The 18,165-nt window shown below is 70.8% G+C and carries 17 protein-coding genes and 2 pseudogenes; 8 read left to right on the forward strand and 11 right to left on the reverse strand.

Annotated elements, in window-relative coordinates:
* The 3 genes and pseudogenes from ACFYPM_RS09985 to ACFYPM_RS09995 form a co-directional block, all read left to right on the forward strand.
* Window positions 1-89: pseudogene (locus tag ACFYPM_RS09985) on the forward strand (phytochelatin synthase); the annotation flags it as partial.
* Between the two features lie 445 nt (window positions 90-534).
* Window positions 535-1,428 (forward strand): DUF1996 domain-containing protein, encoded by an 894-nt coding sequence (locus ACFYPM_RS09990; RefSeq protein ID WP_387193469.1) that lies wholly within the window; start codon window positions 535-537, stop codon window positions 1,426-1,428.
* A 71-nt stretch (window positions 1,429-1,499) separates the two neighbouring features.
* Window positions 1,500-2,129, forward strand: coding sequence for a DUF305 domain-containing protein (locus ACFYPM_RS09995; protein WP_387193472.1), 630 nt, complete (start codon window positions 1,500-1,502; stop codon window positions 2,127-2,129).
* Here the strand turns inward: ACFYPM_RS09995 and ACFYPM_RS10000 are convergent.
* From ACFYPM_RS10000 to ACFYPM_RS10010, 3 genes are all read right to left on the reverse strand, one after another.
* A complete protein-coding gene (locus ACFYPM_RS10000) occupies window positions 2,110-2,352 on the reverse strand; it encodes a hypothetical protein (protein WP_387193475.1) in 243 nt (80 codons plus the stop codon). The two genes, ACFYPM_RS09995 and ACFYPM_RS10000, sit on opposite strands and share 20 nt — an antisense overlap.
* Window positions 2,353-2,445: 93 nt before the next feature.
* Window positions 2,446-3,183, reverse strand: a complete 738-nt coding sequence (locus ACFYPM_RS10005) for an alpha/beta fold hydrolase (protein WP_387193478.1) — start codon at window positions 3,181-3,183, stop codon at window positions 2,446-2,448.
* A gap of 12 nt (window positions 3,184-3,195) precedes the next feature.
* Window positions 3,196-3,798 carry a TetR/AcrR family transcriptional regulator gene (locus ACFYPM_RS10010; protein WP_387193481.1) on the reverse strand — a complete coding sequence of 201 codons (603 nt, stop codon included), beginning with the start codon at window positions 3,796-3,798 and terminating at the stop codon, window positions 3,196-3,198.
* A 129-nt stretch (window positions 3,799-3,927) separates the two neighbouring features.
* Between ACFYPM_RS10010 and ACFYPM_RS10015 the strand changes: the two genes are divergently transcribed.
* The gene (locus ACFYPM_RS10015) at window positions 3,928-5,031 is read left to right on the forward strand and encodes an aldo/keto reductase (RefSeq protein WP_387193483.1); all 1,104 of its coding nucleotides are present in this window, start codon (window positions 3,928-3,930) and stop codon (window positions 5,029-5,031) included.
* A 62-nt stretch (window positions 5,032-5,093) separates the two neighbouring features.
* Here the strand turns inward: ACFYPM_RS10015 and araD are convergent, their stop codons facing one another.
* The 4 genes from araD to ACFYPM_RS10035 all read right to left on the reverse strand — a co-directional run bounded on the left by araD (window position 5,094) and on the right by ACFYPM_RS10035 (window position 9,962).
* Window positions 5,094-5,795 carry an L-ribulose-5-phosphate 4-epimerase AraD gene (araD, locus tag ACFYPM_RS10020; RefSeq protein ID WP_387193486.1) on the reverse strand — a complete coding sequence of 234 codons (702 nt, stop codon included), beginning with the start codon at window positions 5,793-5,795 and terminating at the stop codon, window positions 5,094-5,096.
* Window positions 5,796-5,998: 203 nt separating this feature from the next.
* Window positions 5,999-6,895, reverse strand: a complete 897-nt coding sequence (locus ACFYPM_RS10025) for an acetyltransferase (RefSeq protein ID WP_387193489.1) — start codon at window positions 6,893-6,895, stop codon at window positions 5,999-6,001.
* 158 nt (window positions 6,896-7,053) lie between these two features.
* Window positions 7,054-8,253, reverse strand: a complete 1,200-nt coding sequence (locus tag ACFYPM_RS10030) for a low temperature requirement protein A (protein ID WP_387193492.1) — start codon at window positions 8,251-8,253, stop codon at window positions 7,054-7,056.
* A gap of 137 nt (window positions 8,254-8,390) precedes the next feature.
* Window positions 8,391-9,962 carry a flavin-containing monooxygenase gene (locus ACFYPM_RS10035; protein ID WP_387193495.1) on the reverse strand — a complete coding sequence of 524 codons (1,572 nt, stop codon included), beginning with the start codon at window positions 9,960-9,962 and terminating at the stop codon, window positions 8,391-8,393.
* 204 nt (window positions 9,963-10,166) lie between these two features.
* Here ACFYPM_RS10035 and ACFYPM_RS10040 point away from each other — a divergent pair, with 204 nt between their 5' ends.
* A complete protein-coding gene (locus ACFYPM_RS10040) occupies window positions 10,167-11,129 on the forward strand; it encodes an AraC family transcriptional regulator (protein WP_387193498.1) in 963 nt (320 codons plus the stop codon).
* Window positions 11,130-11,371: 242 nt separating this feature from the next.
* Window positions 11,372-12,484, forward strand: coding sequence for a glycoside hydrolase family protein (locus ACFYPM_RS10045; protein WP_387193501.1), 1,113 nt, complete (start codon window positions 11,372-11,374; stop codon window positions 12,482-12,484).
* Here ACFYPM_RS10045 and ACFYPM_RS10050 read toward each other — a convergent pair.
* Complete coding sequence (locus ACFYPM_RS10050) at window positions 12,466-13,374, reverse strand: NAD-dependent epimerase/dehydratase family protein (RefSeq protein WP_387193504.1); 909 nt, start codon at window positions 13,372-13,374, stop codon at window positions 12,466-12,468. The genes ACFYPM_RS10045 and ACFYPM_RS10050 overlap by 19 nt on opposite strands.
* A gap of 53 nt (window positions 13,375-13,427) precedes the next feature.
* A pseudogene (locus ACFYPM_RS10055) lies at window positions 13,428-14,405 on the reverse strand (phosphotransferase family protein).
* 404 nt (window positions 14,406-14,809) lie between these two features.
* On the opposite strand from ACFYPM_RS10055, the gene ACFYPM_RS10060 reads away from it, so the two are divergent.
* Window positions 14,810-15,229: a PPOX class F420-dependent oxidoreductase gene (locus ACFYPM_RS10060; RefSeq protein ID WP_387193507.1), complete on the forward strand. Its 420-nt coding sequence runs from the start codon at window positions 14,810-14,812 to the stop codon at window positions 15,227-15,229.
* A 48-nt stretch (window positions 15,230-15,277) separates the two neighbouring features.
* On the opposite strand, the gene ACFYPM_RS10065 is transcribed toward ACFYPM_RS10060, so the two are convergent.
* Entirely contained in the window at window positions 15,278-16,162 is an 885-nt protein-coding gene (locus tag ACFYPM_RS10065; RefSeq protein ID WP_387193510.1) for a bile acid:sodium symporter family protein, read from the reverse strand.
* Between the two features lie 146 nt (window positions 16,163-16,308).
* Between ACFYPM_RS10065 and ACFYPM_RS10070 the strand changes: the two genes are divergently transcribed.
* On the forward strand, window positions 16,309-17,634 hold the full coding sequence (locus ACFYPM_RS10070; protein WP_387193513.1) for a glycoside hydrolase family 18 protein: 1,326 nt from the start codon (window positions 16,309-16,311) through the stop codon (window positions 17,632-17,634).
* Here ACFYPM_RS10070 and ACFYPM_RS10075 read toward each other — a convergent pair.
* A complete protein-coding gene (locus ACFYPM_RS10075) occupies window positions 17,621-18,013 on the reverse strand; it encodes a hypothetical protein (protein ID WP_387194431.1) in 393 nt (130 codons plus the stop codon). The two genes, ACFYPM_RS10070 and ACFYPM_RS10075, sit on opposite strands and share 14 nt — an antisense overlap.
* Between the last annotated feature and the right edge of the window lie 152 nt (window positions 18,014-18,165).

The following is an 18,165-nucleotide window of genomic DNA, read 5'->3' on the forward strand; positions in this document are numbered from 1 at the left end:
ACTCCGCCGACCCCAACCAAGCCGCCTACCAGATCAGCATCGAACACCTCGCCGACTGGATCGCCACCCGCGGCTACGCCACCAGCTGACCCACACCACCGCACACACCACCGCACCACGGCAAGACCACACCACCGCATCACCGCACCACGGCAAGGCCGCACCACCGCACCACCGCACCACGGCAAGGCCGCACCACCGCATCACCGCACCACGGCAAGGCCGCACCACCGCACCACCGCACCACGGCAAGGCCGCACCACCGCACCACGGCAAGGCCGCACCACCGCAAGGCCGCACCACCAGCGGAGGGCCGGACCCCACCTCGGGGACCGGCCCTTCGGCGTCGTCATTTCCACCAGCTGCGGTACGTATTGACAAGTTTCGACGCAGAGGTAAGGCTTGGGCAGCCGGTGAGAGCGCTCTCTCGTTCACGCTCCACCGGTCACCACCAGTCTGGCCAGGGCAATCTCCGACGTCTTCGGCGGCGGCGCCGGAGCTACCCTGACCCGTTCCCCGAACAGGAGTCACGAGATGGACAGGGCCGCACCCCTCTCCGGCAACCGCCGCCGACTGCGCCTCGCCACGGCGATCGGCGCTCTACTGGTGCTACTCGGCACCTACGTCGTCTCCACCACCGCACGGGCCGACGCCGCCCCGGTCGCCAACGCCATCCGGGTTGCCGAGTTCCCCGCCGACTGCACCTACAGCCACCGGCTGCCGGACGACCCGATCGTCTTCCCCGGCCTGCCCGGGGCGTCGCACATGCACAGCTTCTTCGGCAGCACGGTGACGAACGGCAACACCACCCTGCCCGACCTGGTCAACTCCCAGACCACCTGCAACCCGCGGGTGGATGTCTCGTCGTACTGGGTGCCGACCCTCTACCGTGACAACGTCCCGGTGGAGCCGGCGATCGCCACGTTCTACTACCTGGGCGAGGGCGTACGCTCCGACGTCGTCGCGAACACCCAGCCGTTCCCGCTCGGGCTGCGACTCGTCGCCGGCAACGCGAAAGCAACCGGGTCGAACGACAGCATCGCCCGGTGGTCGTGTCTGCACGCGGGACAGGTGCCGCCGTCGAAGAACTTCGTCACCTGCCCGTCCGGCACGATGCTGGAGTCGTACCTGGACTTCCCGCAGTGTTGGAACGGCCGCGACCTGGACTCGCCGGACCACAAGAGCCACCTGGCGTACCCGGTGAACCAGGCCTGCCCGAGCACCCACCCGGTGCACGTGCCGAAGTTGCGGCAGGTGCTGCGGTACCCGGTCAACGGCGACCCGTCACGGTTCCGGCTGGCCTCCGGGCCTGGCTACACCATGCACGGCGACTTCTTCAACGCCTGGCCGGTCGCGGAGATGGCCCGCCGGGTCCAGGACTGCATTCGTCCCGTCATCAAGTGCGGTGCCGACGGGCGACCGATCTGAGCCGACAGGCGCACCCCGAAGCGGCGGGTCCGGTCACGCCGGGCCCGCCGTTCCGGGCGAGAGGAGGCCGAATGCGAGGGATCCCGGTACGCGCGCCCAAGGGCCTGTGCCTCGCGGCGCTGTTGCTCGTCACCGCCTGCACCAGCGGGTCACCGACCGAACCCGCGGTATCAACCACCAGCACCACATCAACCGCCGCTACTACCGCCTCCGCCGCGCCGCTCGGGTCGGGTTCGGCCAGCGGCTCGACGGGTCTGTTCAGCGCCACCGACATCGCGTGGCTTCAGCTGACGGTGGCGATGAACGAACGCCTCCTGCCGGTGCTGGACGTGGTGTCCAGCCGGACCACCGACCCGGCGTGGCTGACGTTCGCCGCCCGGCTCGGCACGGCGCATCGCGCCGACCTGAGCACGGCGCGACGGCTGCTTGCGGAGTCCGGCGCTCCGGCGACCAACCCGCACGAGGGCCACGACATGCCGGGCATGGTCACCGACGAGGAGTTGGCCGCGTTGCGGTCGGTCACCGGCGTGGCGTTCCAGCGGCGGGCCGGCCAGCACGTACGGGCGCACCTGAACCAGGCGGTTCGGATCGCCACCGCCGAGCAGCGGGTTGGAGCTCATCCCGCGACCACGACGTTGGCCTCGGCGGTCGTCCGGACGGCGAACACCGGCCTCACGTGGCTCATGCGTGCGGACCGGTGAGGGAGACCTCGCGACCGGACCAGCGGGAGCGGAGCCGCCGGCCGTGGCCGCCGACGACGGTGGCGCCGGGTCCGGTGCCGAGGGCCTCCAACTCGTCACGGAGCTGCGGTGAGCGGTGGTTGGTCGGCTCGTCCAGCAGCAGCGGTGCCGGCGGGTTGGCGACGACCACCGCGAGACCGAGGCGACGGCGGTCCGGGTGCTCACCCGGAGATGTCGTCGTCACCTGCCACGCTGCTCCGATCTCCGGCAACTCGCGTCAGCGACTAGTTCACCGTCAGCAGCCCCCGCCGGTCCGTGCCGACACCCGATCGTCCGCTCAGCCGGTCGCCAGCAGCCGGGCGATCGTCGCCGGCTCCGCCAGGTGCGGGAAGTGGCTACCGGGTAGCACCGTCACCGCGACCTCCGGCAGGGCATCCGTCAGCCAGGCCAGATAGCGGGGCGGTGGCTCGGACGAGGTCACCCACCGGTAGGGGACCCCCCGCTCGCCGATGGACCGCAGGGCGCGCTGCCGCTCGGTGGAGATCGCCTCGTCGGACCCGCTCAGGATCTCACCCCAGTAACCCAGCAGCAGGTCCGGTCGGGGATCGGTCGCGGTGGTGACGATCTCGCGTGCCTCGGCCGGCAGCGCCTCGATGCCCATCCCCGCCAGCATGCCGTCCCACACCCGCCGCCAGTCCGGGCCGCGCAGTGTGGGCTCGGCCTGGCGTACGGCCACGCCGAATGGGCCGGGCAGCAGGATCTGGTCCAGATTCACCACGCCGCGCACCGGGTGCCGGGCCGCGTACGTCGTGGCGACCACCGCGCCGACCGAATGTCCCACCACGATCGGCTGGGCGAGGCCCGCCTCGGTCACCTGCTCGTGCACGACGTCGGCCACCTCCGCCATCCCGTAGGACTGCCGCCGGGGTGCGTCACCGTGCCCGGGCAGGTCGAGGGCGAGGACCTGCCGGGCAGGGTCGATCACCGCCAGCTCGCGCCGGACCGGGTCCCACTGTCGCCGGTCGAAGGTAAGGCCGTGCAGCAGTACCAGCGGTGCGCGGTCGTCATCCGTCATGACCCCACCCTCCTACGTCCGGGCGCTCGCCCGCAGCGAGTCGATGGTGAGGTCGAGAACCGCCTCCAGGTGATCGATCTTGCCGGTGGAGAGCAGCAGCAGCACGCCGCCCTGGATGCCGGCCAGCAGCGCCGCGGCGGCGCGCTCGGCGTCCACGTCCGCGGCGATGTCCCCGGTCGACTGCATGTGCCGGATCCCCTCGGTGATCGCCCCCTGCCAGCGCCACATGAGTCCGGTCACGATCGCCTTCGCGCCCGGTGCGCGTCGACCGGTCTGCCCGAGCAACCCGTTGAGCGGGCACTTCACGCCCTGCGCGAGGTACCGCTCGACGAGCCGGTCGCGCCACGCCAGCCAGGCCGGCCAGGAGGTCAGGTTGCTGAGCATCGGCTCCTGGTCGATGAGCACCTGGTCGGCCTCGTGCTGGGCCACCGCGAGCAGCAACCCCTCCTTGCCGTCGGGGAAGTAGTGGAAGAGCTGACCCTTGCTGGTGCCGGTGCGGGTCAGCACGTCCTCCAGGCGTACCTCGTCGACGCCGCGCTCGCGGACCTCGGCGGCGGCGCCGGTGACGATCCGGGCGCGGGTGGCCTCGCCCTTGCGGGTCAACGCCCGTGTCATGAGACCTCCTGGTCTGGACCTGCGGACCCAACCATACCCAGCTTTTGGACTTGCGGGTCCAAATTTGGCGAGCAAGGGTCTGGAGCGCGGTCCGATCCGGGCCGACACCACGATCGGGAGGGCACCACCGTGAACCACTACTACCTGCTCGGGCGGTCTGGCCTGCGGGTGAGCCGGCTGGCGCTGGGCACCATGAACTTCGGCGTCGACGGGTTCCACGCCGCGTACGGCAAGACCGAGGAGGAGGCGGAGCTGATCTTCCGCCAGTACCTGGAGGCGGGCGGCAACCTCATCGACACGGCGGACTTCTACACCGCCGGGCAGAGCGAGAGGATCCTGGGCCGTCTGATCGACCGGGCCGGCGTCCGTGAACGGCTCGTGCTCACCAGCAAGGCCACCAACACCGTCGACCCGACCGACCCGAACGCCAGCGGCAACGGCCGCAAGCACCTCATGCGGGCCGTGGAAGGCTCACTGAGCAGGCTCGGCACCGACTACATCGACCTGTACCTGCTGCACACCTGGGACCGGATCACCCCGGTCGAGGAGGTCGTGCACACCCTCGACGACCTGGTCCGCGCCGGCAAGATCCGCTACGCCGGGCTCTCCGACGTGCCGGCCTGGTACGCGGCCCGCGCACAGAGCTACGCCGAGGCACACGGACTGGCCCCGATGATCAATGTGCAGCTTCCGTATTCCCTGGTGACTCGGGGCATCGAGGCGGAGTTCGTGTCGATGGCGCAGAGCCTGGGGATGGGGCTCACCGCGTGGAGCCCGATCGGCGGCGGGCTGCTCAGCGGCAAGTACCGACGCACCGGCGAGGGCATGAGCGGGACCGGGCGGTTGACCAACCCCGACGCCGCGGGTCGGGAGATCAACCCCGGCGACTGGAAGGTCATCGAGGCGCTGGAGAGCGTGGCCGCCGACCTGGGCCGCAGCATGGCCCAGGTCGCGATCAACTGGGTGGCCACCCAGCCGGGCGTCGCCTCGGTGATCGTCGGGGCGAGCAGCCCCGAGCAGCTCGCCAGCAACGTCGGCGCGCTCGACTTCGAGATCCCGGCCGACGCCCGTCGCCGGCTCGACGAGGCCAGCGCGCCGGACCTCGGGCTGCCGTACGGCATGTTCACGCCGCAGTACCAGTCCTGGGTGGTGAGCCCAGGCCTCGGCATCGGCGACAAGCCTGCGGGCTACGCCCCGCCGGTGTTCAACGGGGCCACCCAGCCCGCCGCGTGAAAGACCTGCGGGGAGCACCGGCACGGGCAGTCGCCCGTGCCGGTGTCGTCACGCGGCGCCGGTTACGGCCGGCTCTGCTCGGGAAGCTGGTTGCCGTAGTAGGCGCCGGCGCCGTGCTTGCGGGTGAAGTGGCGGTCCAGCAACCACTGGGGCGCGGCTGCCGCGGCGTTCAGGGACAGCGTCTTCAGGGCCATCTCCGCGACCGCCTCGCAGACGATCGCGTTCTCCACCGACTTGAGCGGGTCCTTCGCCCAGGTGAAGGGGCCGTGGTTGGCGGCGAGGGCGACGGGGTTGGCCAGCGCCTCGGCCTCTCCCCCGATCAGCTCGATGATCGCCCGGGCGGTGTTGAACTCGTAGTCGTGGGCGCACTCGTCGGCCGTGAGGTCGCGGGTCACCCGGATCGGACCGGCGAAGGTGTCGGCATGCGTGGTGCCGAGCACCGGCACGTCCCGCCCGGCCTGGGCGAAGGCGACGGCGTTCGTCGAGTGGGTGTGGGTCACCCCGCCGATGGACGGCCAGTGCAGGTAGAACGCGCGATGGGTCTCGCTGTCGACGGAGGGCCGCAGCTCTCCGGCGACGACCTGCCCGGTCTCCAGATCCACCGGGACCAGGAGGTCGGCCGTGAGGTCCTGGTACGCCACGCCGGAGGGCTTGATGACGTAGATGCCTGCCTCGCGGTCGACCCCGCTCACGTTGCCCCACGTCAGCGCGGCCAGGCCGGCCGAGGCGATGAGGCGGTTCGCGGCGAGGACAGCGGCGCGCAAGTCGGTTGATCCGGCCGTACTCATTGCAGGTGACGCCTTTCGGGTGGGGGTGGTATCCGGCGCAGCGCGATGCGGTAGCGCGGCACGTTAGCGCTAACATCCTGCCCGGTCAATAGCGGGTTCGCCATGCCGGGCTGCTGACAGGGGTGCGGGTCGGGCTCCGCCGAGGGGTGCGCCCTGGTGACAGGGCGCACCCCGGTCAGCTATTGCGGAGCGTCCCGTGGCGCGAAGACGATCCTGGCGCGCAACTGCCGGAACCCGGTCCGTTCCAGTTCTGCGACCACCGCGACCTGGTGGGAGTCCACGTCGGCGATGACCTCCCGGGCGCCGCCGGCGGCCAGCACCCGGACCGCCTCGGCCAGCAACTCGGGTCGGGCCGCGTCGTCGAGCAGGCCGAGATAGGCCAGCAGCGGGTAGCAGGCGTCTCCGGCCGTGCCGACCAGGCCGACCGGCTCGCCGGCGTCCAGCGCGATCCGCCATTCCTCGGTCGCGTCGCCGAGCCAGGCCAGCGGGTCGGTGGCCAGGTCGACGCCGGCGACCGCCCGCGCGATCTCGACGCCGGTCAGCACGTCCGGTTCGGCGATCCGGGCCACCAGGGCGTTGATCTCCGCCGCGTCGGCGGGCCGCCGGAAGTCGTAGCGCCCGGAGGACGCCGGCAGCGGGGTGCCCGCCCAGGAACACCTGAGCCGCTCCCCCCGCTCGACCAGCCCGGCGAGCCGGGCGGCCGCCATCGGCGCCCGCACCACGGCCAGCACCTCGGGCCGACGCCGCCAGTGCGCCGGCAGCGCGGCGTGGTACCGGCCGGGACCGCCGAGCGCCTCGTGGGCGGCGTGCAGCAACTCGGCACCCACCTCCGGCTCGGCGTCCAGATCGAACCGGTCCAACCAGGGGGCTCCGACGGCGCCCGGCGGTTGCAACCAGGCGGCCCGGCCGACCACCCGGCCGGCGCGCAGGGCGACCCAGGTGGTCTCGGGCCGGTAGCCGCCGCCGGCGATCCCGTCGGCGTAGGCGACCTGGCGCAGTTGGGGCAGCGGATCAGGCATGGAGTCGAACAGATTTTCCTCGCCCGCGACGAGCGGACGGATGACCAGATCAGTCATGGGTGGGGCCTCCGGGAAGCGCGCGCCCCGGATCAGATCCGCGCGGACGCCGGAGCGCGGAGGGGGCGCAGAACATCGGACATTGTTCTGACCTCCTTCCAGCTCGACGGCGTGCCAGAGCACCATACCCGCAGCAGCCGTCGAGCCGCAACGATGTGTCACAGGGTCGGGTTGGTCTCCGACCCACGCCGGTGGGCTCGCTGGTCGAAGACAGCGATGGCGGCCAGGATCACCGCCGCCGAGGCCGCCACGGCGACCGGCGGGAGCAGCACCATCGGCAGCGCCGCCACGAGCAGCACCGCCGCACCGCCGTACAGCATCCGGCAACGTGGCGCGGATCGGTTCTCCCTCTCCAGGAAGCTCCGCCCGATCAGGAACAGCACCGGGCCACCGAACAGGATGACCACCAGTGCCCAGTCGATCGGCGGGTGCGGGTCCTCGATGACCTGCCCGAAGCCCACCGCAGTACAGATGATGCCCCCGACGATGATCAGCAGGCTGTAGCTCGCCCACCGTGACAGCTGGACGCCCTGCCCCCCGGAGGTCGCGGCCTGGCCGGACCGGACGTGGTAGAAGTAGATCCGCCAGAACGAGACAGTCGCTACGAAGGCGGCGACGAGGGTGATGGTCCCCGCCATCGTGAAGCCCGGAAAACTGACGGCGGCACCTGCTTCGAGCACCACCTCGGCGAGAGCGATCATGAAGAACTGGTTGAACCGCTCCGCGAGGTGTACGTGGGAGACGGCGACGCCCGCCCTGCCGAACCACTTCGCGCCGAGCCGGGGCACGGGCCAGGCCGTGGCGGCGCCGGTGAGCTCGATGGCGAGGGCGAGGGTCCAGAAGACGCCCCGACCGAGGCCACCGCTGATGCCGCCACTGATCCAGAGCACGGCGGAGGCCGTGTGCCAGGTCAGCACCCGGGCCGCGAACGCCCGGCCCGGGTGACCCCGTAGGGCGAACGTCAGGAAGAGCGGTCGGCCGATCTGGATGATGACGTACGTGCAGGAGAAGACCACCCCGCGCTTGCCGAACGCCTCCGGCAGCGAGACGGCCAGCACCAGCGTGCCGAACATCGTCGCGAGCAGCACGGCCTGGAGGTCCGCCCGGCGAGGGTCGTAGGTGCTCGCCAGCAGGGCGTTGAGCGACCAGATCATCCACATCGCCGTGAAGAACAGCACCGTCTGGCCGGCCTCCGACAGCAGCGTGTGCCGGACGATTGTCAGATCGTCCGCCACCCGCCCGGCGAGGCGGGCGAGCGCGAAGACGTAGACGATGTCGAACAGCAGTTCCAGGACGGTCGCGGAGTCGGGGCTCCTGCTGTCGCCGATCCCGCGCAGCATTTTGGGGCGCGTCAGCACGGACGGCGGGACAGCTCAGCCGACCACAGCCGCCGGCACGGGAACGCCGGGGCGGTGACGGTGTTCGGCGACCTGCTCCGCTGCCATCGTCCCGGGTCCTCCCGCTGGCCGTACCGCCTGCTTCCTGTCTGCGTACTTTATCCGGATACGTGAGATTCTTCGTGGTTATGCCGGATCCCCCCGTGCCCGGACCGGGCCGATGCGGCCTCGCCCGTCGTGCCCCCATCGGCGGTCCGGGCGATCATTCGTGCCGTCACGCCCCGGTAGGAGCGCGGGTCCACGGGGAGCAGCCACTGCCGTGCCCGGGTCAGCGGGCCGAGGTTGAGCCCCACCTCGTCGAGCACCTCGTCGATGTTGTGCATCGAGAACGGGATGATGTTCGTCCCGCGGGCGTGCCGCCCGTTGGTCCGAGCCGCCATCCAGGCCAGGCGGGTGCGGACCTCGTCGCGCATCCGGTCCTCGGCGGGCAGGGTGATCCCACCCCGCAGGTACGCGGCCGTCCACACCGCCGCCATCTCCGCGCTGAGCGGGCTGAAGAACGACGAGTTGTAGCCGGCGAACGTCAGCCGTGGCACACCGACCGGCAGGATCTGGCGGTAGAGCTGGAAGTTGCCCTGGTCGTCCTGCAGCCGGGCGTGCAGCGCGTCGTCGAAGAACGGCACGTGCTGGCGGAAGCCGGTGCCGCAGATGACCAGGTCGGCGGGGAGCACCGTGCCGTCGGCCAGGCGGGCGGCGGGCCGACCGTCGGCAACGAGCAGTTCGGTGATCACCTGGTCGCGGTGCACGGCGATGCGGCCGTCGGCGACGCGCTCGAAGAAGCCCTCCGTGACGAGGCTGACCGTGCTGCGGGCGATGTCCTCGAAGCTGCCATTCGGCACCAGACCCAACTCACGCAGCTTGAGCTGCCTGGTCGCGACCGAGCCGACGCTGTCGACCATCCGTTGGCGCAGGCTGTTGCCCGAACCGTGCAGGAACCGCTCGAAGCCCTTCAGGTGCAGGTAGCGGAACAGTGCCTCACCCATCCGGGTGAGCATCAGGTACTTGTAGTTGAGCGCCCCGCCGAGCTTGCGGGGCATCTTCCACAGCAACTGCCGGGCCACCACGTGGGTCTGGGCGGCGAGGTCGCTCAGCGGAACCGCCACATCGCAGGACGACTTGCCGTACCCGACGACGAGGACGTTCCTGCCCCGGGCCGCCTCGACGTCGTGGAACTCCCCCGCGGCCAGGACCCGCCCACCGGCGGCGGCGAAGGCCGCGTGCCCGTCGAACGACGGCACGACCGGGTCGGAGAAGATGCCGTTGGCGACGATCAGGTGGTCGTACCGCTGCACCGTCACCGGCTCTGATGCCCCCGCCGGCCGCGACGTGACAAGCCACCCGGTGTCGTCGTTGATGAGCTCGGCGGTGACGACCTCCGTGGACAGACGCAGAACGCCGGCGAGCCCGAACTTCTCCACGTAGCTCTCAAGGTACCGCTGGACCTGCTCGCCGGAGGGCCACTGCGGATAGTCGGCGGGCATCGGCAGGTCGGACAGGTGGTAGGTGCCCTTGTTGTTCTGCGTGTGCAGACCGGGATAACGCCGGGTGCGGCTCCACACGCCACCGACGTCGGGGGCCCTCTCGAACACGGTGACGTCGAACCCGCTCTGCCGTAGCACCTTCGCTGCGCTCAGACCGGCGAATCCGGCGCCGACGACGGCAATTCTCATGGCATCCTCCGAAGCGCGTCTACCACTGCGGCAGCGGTGGTGAGCGCACGCTAACGAGCGGGCCGGGACCGTCGCTATCCGCTGCGCGCGAGGTGTGTCCGCTCCGCGCAGCCGGCCGGCCCGTGTCGGGTGTACGGCTTTGCCGCACCGTCGTTCCCGGTCCCGCCTTATGGTCAGCGCACCGAGACGCCCGGGAGGGGTCGGATGGATGCGGTGACGGTCCGGACGGACGACATCGACCAGGCCCGCGCCGAAGTCGGCAAGATCTTCTGTCCGCACCGACTCACCCCGCAGGCGGGCGTGCGCGCCGTTCAGCTGCGCATGGCGGCACGCCGGGTGGGCGGAGTCGGTGTCGTCGACCTGGACTACGGGCAGGAGGTCCGAATCCAACCCCCCGCCCTGGAGAGCTTCTATCTCGTCCAGATCCCCCGGGCCGGCAGCACGGTGGTCCGACACTCCGGCCACACCGTGACCTCGACACCCGACGTCGCCTCCGTCCTGTCCCCGCACGATCCCTCGGACATGCGGTGGTCCGAGGGATCGCCACATCGGATCTTCTACGCCGACCGGCGTGCCGTCGACCGGGAACTCACCCGCCTCCTGGGCCGCCCGGTGGACGACCCGGTCCGCTTGGACATCGGCATGGTCATGACCACACCGAGGGCGCAGGCGTGGGCGCGCGGCGTGGCGTTCCTCGCCGACGAGCTGGCACAGCCGACGGACGCGTCCCTGTTCGACCATCCGCAGGTCGCCGCCCGTTTCGAGCAGGGGCTCATCGGCCAGTTGTTGCTGGCCCACCGGCACAGCCACTCCGACCTGCTCGCCGAGCCGGGCTACCACGCCAACCCCGGGCGGCTGGTCCGCCGGGCCTGCACCCTGATCGCCGACCACCACGGCGAGGCACTGACCGTCGGTGATGTCGCCGAGGCGCTGCGGGTGAGCGTACGGACGTTGCAGGACTGCTTCCGGCGGGAGTTGCGGACCACCCCGACGGCGTACCTGCGGGCCTGTCGCCTCGACGCGGCGCACCGATCGCTGCGGGCGGCCGAGCCGGGGGTCTCGGTGACGACCGTCGCGCTGCGGCACGGGTTCGTGCACCTCGGTCGGTTCGCGACCGAGTATCGGAGCCGGTTCGGTGAGTCGCCGTCGGCGACCCTCCGTCGCTGACCGGACCGCTCGCCGACAGCTCGCTGACGTGCCGGCCGGTCCCCTCGGACCGCGCGGGCCACCCAACCGTTGGCCCTCGACGCAGTGGCGATCTTCCGTCGCCCAGACCGGCCTGACGGGGTGAGCCGCCGAGAAAATCGTTATCGCCCCGCGCCCGGCAAGTCTCCTGAGGGGGGCGTTGCTGGCGATCGGGCACCGCCCCTTGTCGAGCAGTGCGGTGACCACACGAAGGAGTCGAGACGATGCGCGCAACCGGCCCGGGTGAAGCGGACACCCCGAAGGGGTCCCGGGGAGTCCACGCGGAGCCCCGACGCCTGGTGTTCCGTCGCCTTCCGATCGGGATATGGCGGCTGCGGTGGCCCCTCGCCGTGGCGGCCGTGGTCGCCGTACTGGTGACCGGGGTGATCGTCGTGGTGCAACCGACCGCGCCGACGCCCGCTCCCGCGGCCACGCAGGCGCTCGACACGCCGCCGCCGACGACGACCCCGGAGCCCGGCCCACCCACCGCGACCACGCCGGCCGCGTCGACCAGCCCGGCGGGGGTGACCCCGACGCCGACGACCACACCGACGGCGACGCCGACGACCAGGCGTCCGGCCGCCCCGGCGGCGACCGCCGTGACCTCGAAGCGCAAGGGTGTCGGGGTGTGGACCTTCGACGGGGTCAGCCAGGCACTGGCCACCTCCGGGGCGAGCTGGTACTACACCTGGGACGTCGCCCACCAGGGCGTCACCAGCCCGAAGAACGCCGAGTTCGTCCCGATGATCTGGGGGGCCAAGAGCGTCACCGCCAGCAACCTGGAGAAGGCCAAGCAGAACGGCCGCTACCTGCTCGGGTTCAACGAGCCGGACCTGAAGGGTCAGGCGGAGATGAGCGTGGAGCAGGCGTTGGAGCTGTGGCCGCAACTGGAAGCGACCGGTCTGCCGCTGGGCAGCCCGGCGGTGGCCTGGGGCGGTGACCGGCCGGGCGAGTGGCTCGACCGCTTCCTGGCCGGGGCGAAGCAGCGCGGTTACCGGGTCGACTTCATCGCCCTGCACTGGTACGGCGGCGACTTCACCACCGCCAACGCGGTCAACCAGCTCAGGTCGTACCTCCAGGCCGTGCACGACCGCTACCAGCTGCCGATCTGGCTCACCGAGTTCGCCCTGATCGACTTCTCCAACGGCGTGCGCTTCCCGACCCAGGCAGAGCAGGCCGCGTTCCTCAGCGCGGCGACCCGGATGCTGGCCGGCCAGTCCTGGCTGCACCGGTACGCCTGGTTCGGCCTGCCCGCCACCGACAAGGACCAGACCGGCCTCTTCCGCACCGGCAGCGAGGTGACCGCCGTGGGTCGCGCCTACCAGGCCGCGCGCTGAACCGAATTCACGTGGTCTCGCCAGGAGTGGCGCGGCTCGTAGCCCAGCACCCGGCGCGCCTTGTCGATGCTGAGCAGGGTCTCGTGCTCGCCCAGCTCCTTGCGGACCTCGACGCCCGGGTAGACCTCGGCCAGCAGACTGGCGCTGGACCTGGTCATGACGGTGTCGGCGTTGGCGATGATGAAGACGTCGGCGCCGGGCCGGTCGTGGGCGAGCGCACGCTCGACCGCCTGGGCGCCGTCGCGGGCGTCGAGGTAACCCCACAGGTTCCACCGGCGCGCCTGCGGGTCGGCGTCGAAGGAGGGGAACGGCGCGTAGTCCTCGACGTCCATCACGTTGGAGAAGCGCAAACCCACCATGACCAGCGCCGGGTCCCAGCGGCAGAAGTGCCGGGCCATCTCCTCCTCGAGGGCCTTGTTCAGCGAGTACGTCGACTCGGGCCGCGGCGCGTACTCCTCGTCGACGGGCGCGTACGGCGGCGGGGTGTCGAACGGCAGCCCGAGCACCGTCTCGCTGGACGCCCACACCACCCGCCTGATCCCGGCCGCCCGCGCCGCGGCGAACACGTTGTACGTGGCGGCGGAGTTGTTCGCGAACGTGGTCGCGTTGGACCTCAGCCCGGGGGCCGGGACCGCCGCCAGGTGCACGATCGCGTCGACCGTGCCGGCGTGCTCGTCGGCGCCCCCGGTGAACGCCTCCACCACCTGCCCGTAGTCGGTCAGGTCGGCCAGGAGGAACTCGCCGTCCACGTCGCGCGGGTCGCGGCCACCGGCACGGTCCACGGCCAGCACGTCGACGCCCACGGCGCGCAGGTGGGCGACCACGGCCCGGCCGAGCTTTCCGGTGGCCCCGGTGACGACGACACGCCTGGGCAGTGCGGAGTTGGTCATGACCACATCCTTCCCGGCGTCGAACTGCGCCCTGACGGCGGTACCTGCCGACGTCAGATCGCCGTCAGGGCCTTCGCGATGTTCCACTCGGCCAGTTCCAGCATCCACGTGCGGTTCGGGAAGTCACTGGCCGCGATCCGAAGCGGGCCCTCGATCAGCGACAGGACTTGGGCATAACGGTAAAAATCCACGCGGGCGGGGTCGAGTGCGACCGGGCGCAGCGCGGGGTACGCGTCACCGAAGCGCATCTGCAGCCAGGCGTGCTCCCACTCCACGTCGAAGACGTCAGGCCCTCGATGTCGACCATGACGGGTTCGCCGGAGGGCGTGACGAGCACGTGGTCGGGTCCGAGTTCGCCGTGTACCAGCCCGTATTCCTTGCGGTTGGTGATGGCTCGGCGCAGGGTGGCGGACATGGTCGGCGATTCGATCGTGGGCGTCGGCGAGCCGGGCGTCGCGGGCCGCCACAGCGGCGAGGTGACCGAGCGCACGGTCCTGGATGATGTCCTCGGCGCTGCGCGCCTGGGGTGCCACGCCGCGCGCGATGGCGGCGAGTTTGCCGTACCGGGAGCCCTGGGTGGTGTGCATGCGTCGCAGGGCGGCACCGAGTGTCGACAGCGGCGTCACGGCGGCGGCCGGGTCCTGTTTCAGGAGGGTTTCGAGCGTCACCCCACCGACGTCCTCGACCAGTGCGAGGTCGGCCCTGTGATAGCGGCCGTCGCGGTCGAGCATCAGCAGTCGTGGCGTCCGCACGCCCGCCGCGGTGAGGGCGGCGTGGTTGACGGCGAACAGTTCGGCGCCCGACGCGTCGGTGAACGGGTCGTCGGGGACGACCGGCGCCGGGGGCCAGTAGTTCTCGTCGGCCGCCCAGACGTAGAGGATCACCGTCGCCCGGTCGTCCAGCCTGAGCCGGTAGACGCCCTTCTTGCTGCCACCGGTGAGCCGGACCAGGTCGACAAGTCTGCGGTCGGCGCCGAACTGGTCCACCACCAGGTCGCGTACGTCATCAGGCTGCAGGAATGCCCGCGTCATGATCGCCTCTCCTCGTGGCTGCCGACACCGTCGCGTTAGGGCTGTGGCCGGCAGGTCAACCCGCTGCTGACTATCGGGGCTTGTAGATCAAGACGCGTCGAGCAGGAGAATCGCGCCGATCTTGCACTTCCTGTCGCCGATTTAACCGCGAATGCACCTTAATGTCGGGGCAGAAAGTGCAAGATCGCGAGGCGGGATCGGTTGACGAGCAGTTATTCCGCCTAACGCATCGGCGTTGTCGTGGGTGCCCGGCGATGCTTCCCGACGTATCGACCTCGTGCAATCGAGTTGTCACCGCTCTCCGGCCACGGGCCACCACCACCCCGTTGATCCCGTTCTGAGAGCGATCGGGGCGTCTGCTGCGTAACGTGCAGGGGTAAACGTCCACGCCCGAAGGAGACCGCATGTCCAAGCCACCGCTTCCCGAGGCCGCGATCGCCATGCTCCGGAAGCCGAACCCGGCCGTGATGACCACGCTTCGCAACGGTGGTCAGCCGGTGTCCGCCGCCACCTGGTACCTGTGGGAGGACGGCCGGATCCTGGTGAACCTGGACGAGAGCCGCCGCCGGTTGGAGCACATCCGCAACGACCCGCGGGTGTCGCTGACCGTGCTCGACGAGGCCGGTTGGTACACCCATGTCAGCATCGTCGGGCACGTCGCCGAGCTGCGCGCCGACGAGGACCTGGCGGACATCGACAGGTTGTCCCTGCACTACACGGGCAACGCGTACCCGCGGCGCGAGCGCGCCCGGGTCAGTGCCCTGATCGAGATCGACCGCTGGCACGGTTGGGGCGCTCAGAAGGACAACAGCCAGGTCGGCTGAACGGCTGGCCCGGTTTGCCGGCGGCATCCGGGCCAGCACCACGCCCGGTCAGGGCGTCGACGTCGCGGCGGACCGGGTGCCGGCGCGGGTCACCAGGTAGCCGAAGGCCGCCGCGGTGAAGAACATGACGATGCCGTAGACGGCACCCGGGATCGCCATCTGGCTGCTGTCGAGCAGCGCGGGGCTGAGCGCGATCGTGATCGCCAGGGTGCTGTTGTGGATGCCGATCTCGAACCCGGCGGCCGTCGCGGCGCGCCGGTCCACCCCGGCGAGCCGTGGCACCCCGTACCCGATGGCGAGGCTCAGCAGGTTGAACGCGAGCACGGCCAGGCCGACGGAGACGAAGTAGTCGGCGATGTTCTCCCGCTCGCCGAGGACGGCGCCGGCGATGACGGCGACGAGGACGACGACGGAGAGGATCCGGATCGGACGGTTCAGCCGTTCGGCGGCGTGTGGCACCCGGGCGCGGATCAGCATGCCGATCGCGACCGGGACGAGCACGATGGCGAAGACCTGCACCACCTTGTCGAACTGCAGTCCGATGCTGCGGCCGTCGGGCAGGAAGTATGCGGCCGACAGGTTGACCAGGATCGGGAGGGTGACCACGGCGAGCACCGAGTTGATGGCGGTCAGGGTGATGTTCAGGGCCACGTGCCCACCGAACAGGTGGCTGTAGAGGTTGGCCGTCGTGCCGCCCGGTGAGGCGGCCAGCAGCATCATGCCGACGGCCAACTCCGGTGCCAGGTCGAACGCGAGGACCAGGCCGAAGCAGAGCGCCGGCAGCACCAGCACCTGGCACACCAGCGCGATGACGGCGGCGCGTGGGTGCTGGGCCACCCGGCGGAAGTCCGTGCTGGTCAGGCCGAGACCCAGACCGAGCATGATGATGCCGAGGGCGATGGGCAGACCGATCAGGGTCAGGGCGGAGTCCATGGCACAACATCGTTACCAGCCGGTAACGCGTTAACAATCCCCCGTGTGGCCGGTCGACTCTTGACCGTGGAGTGCGATCGGCTTAACTTCATCAATCAGATAAGTGTCTTTACTAATTACGCGCCAACCGTCGTGGGAGTGTGCCGATGCGACCATTTCGCCACCGCCGTGTCACCGCCGTCGTCGCCCTGGCGACCCTGCTGATCACCGCCACCCCGCCTCCCGCCGCCAACGCCGGCGACCACCAGCAGCGCCGCGCCGGCTACCACCGGGTCGGCTACTTCACCCAGTGGGGCATCTACGGCCGGGCCTTCCCGGTCAAGAAGCTCGACACCTCCGGGGCGGCGAGCCGCCTCACCCACGTCAACTACGCCTTCGGCAACGTCAGCGAGGACGGCCGCTGCTACCTCGACGGCGGGCCGGGCGAGGGCGACGCCTGGGCCGACTACCAACGTCCCGTCCCGGCCCAGGAGAGCGTCGACGGCGTCGCCGACGCCCCGGGGCAGGCGCTCAACGGCAACTTCGGCCAGCTCGCCAAGCTGAAGGCCAAGCACCCCCAACTCCAGGTGCTGATCTCGCTGGGCGGCTGGAGCTGGTCGACGTACTTCTCCAACGCCGCGCGCACCGACGCCTCCCGCAAGGCGTTCGTCGCGTCCTGCGTCGACCTCTACCTCAAGGGCAACCTCCCGGGCGCCCCGGGCGCCGCCGCCGGCGTCTTCGACGGCATCGACCTCGACTGGGAGTGGCCCAACTGGGCGGGTGAGCCCGGCAACGTCATCCGCCCGGAGGACCGGGAGAACTTCACCAAGCTGCTTGCCGAGTTCCGCCGGCAGCTCGACGCGTACGGCCGCACCACCCGGACGCATCACCCGCTGACCGCGTTCCTGCCCGCGAACCCGGCCACCATGGACGCCGGCTACGAGGGCCGCAAGATCTTCAAGTACCTGGACTTCGCCACCGTGCAGGGCTACGACTTCCACGGCGGCTGGGAGGCGGTGGCCAACCAGCAGTCGGCGCTGCGTGTACCGGCGGGATCGCCGGACAACCCGGACTTCTCCGTCGAGGTGGCCATCGACGGCTGGATCGCCCGGGGCGCGCCGCGCGACAAACTCGTCCTCGGCATCCCGTACTACGGTCGCGGATGGACCGGCATCACCGGCGGCGGTAACGGCCTCTTCGGGCCGGCCACCGGGCCGGCGCCGGCCACCTTCGAGGCCGGCTACGAGGACTACAAGAACCTCAAGAACCTGGCCGGCAACGGCTACGCCGTGCACCGCGACCTGCGCGCCGGGCACGCGTGGCTCTTCGACGGTACGACGTTCTGGACGTACGACGATCCGGCGGTCGTGTTGCAGAAGACGCTCTACATCCGCCGGGCCGGCCTGGCCGGCGCGATGATCTGGTCGCTGGACGGCGACGACGACAACGCCACGCTGACCAGGACCATCGGCCTCGGCCTCACGACCTGGTAGGGGCCTCCCGCCCCTTCTCGGAGGTGACCGCGCCCACCGCCGCCTCGATGAGCGCGGTCACCTGCTCCATGTCCCGCGCCTGACGGACGTCCACGTCGGCCGTCCACCCGTCGGGCCGGGCCAGCCGCACCGTCACGTCGTCCCGGCGGTGGATGAGCCAGCCGGCGACCGCCTGCACCAACACCATGGCGGCGCCCGCGTCGTCGACAGCCACCCGCAGCGGGTCCGTGCCGCCGGCCGGCGGCTGACTGGCCGGCGGCTGACTGGCCGGCGGCGAGCTCACCCCGTCGCGCAGCCGGTCCTCGGCGCGCAGCCAGGACGCCAGCGACCGCCGCGCATCGGCGGACGGCGAATCCGGATGGACCGAGAGCGCGATCATTTCCGACACGGCCTGCTCCTTCCGAACGACGACGAGCACACCCGTCATCCTGCCAGTCCGCATCGGGTCCGGCACGCCGAGTAGTGAACAGCGTCGATCAACCCTTGACCGTCGTGTCGGCCCGTTCATAGGCTCCGGCCACTGCGAGGCTG

Source organism: Micromonospora sp. NPDC005203 (assembly GCF_042872705.1).
Taxonomy (GTDB): Bacteria; Actinomycetota; Actinomycetes; order Mycobacteriales; family Micromonosporaceae; genus Micromonospora.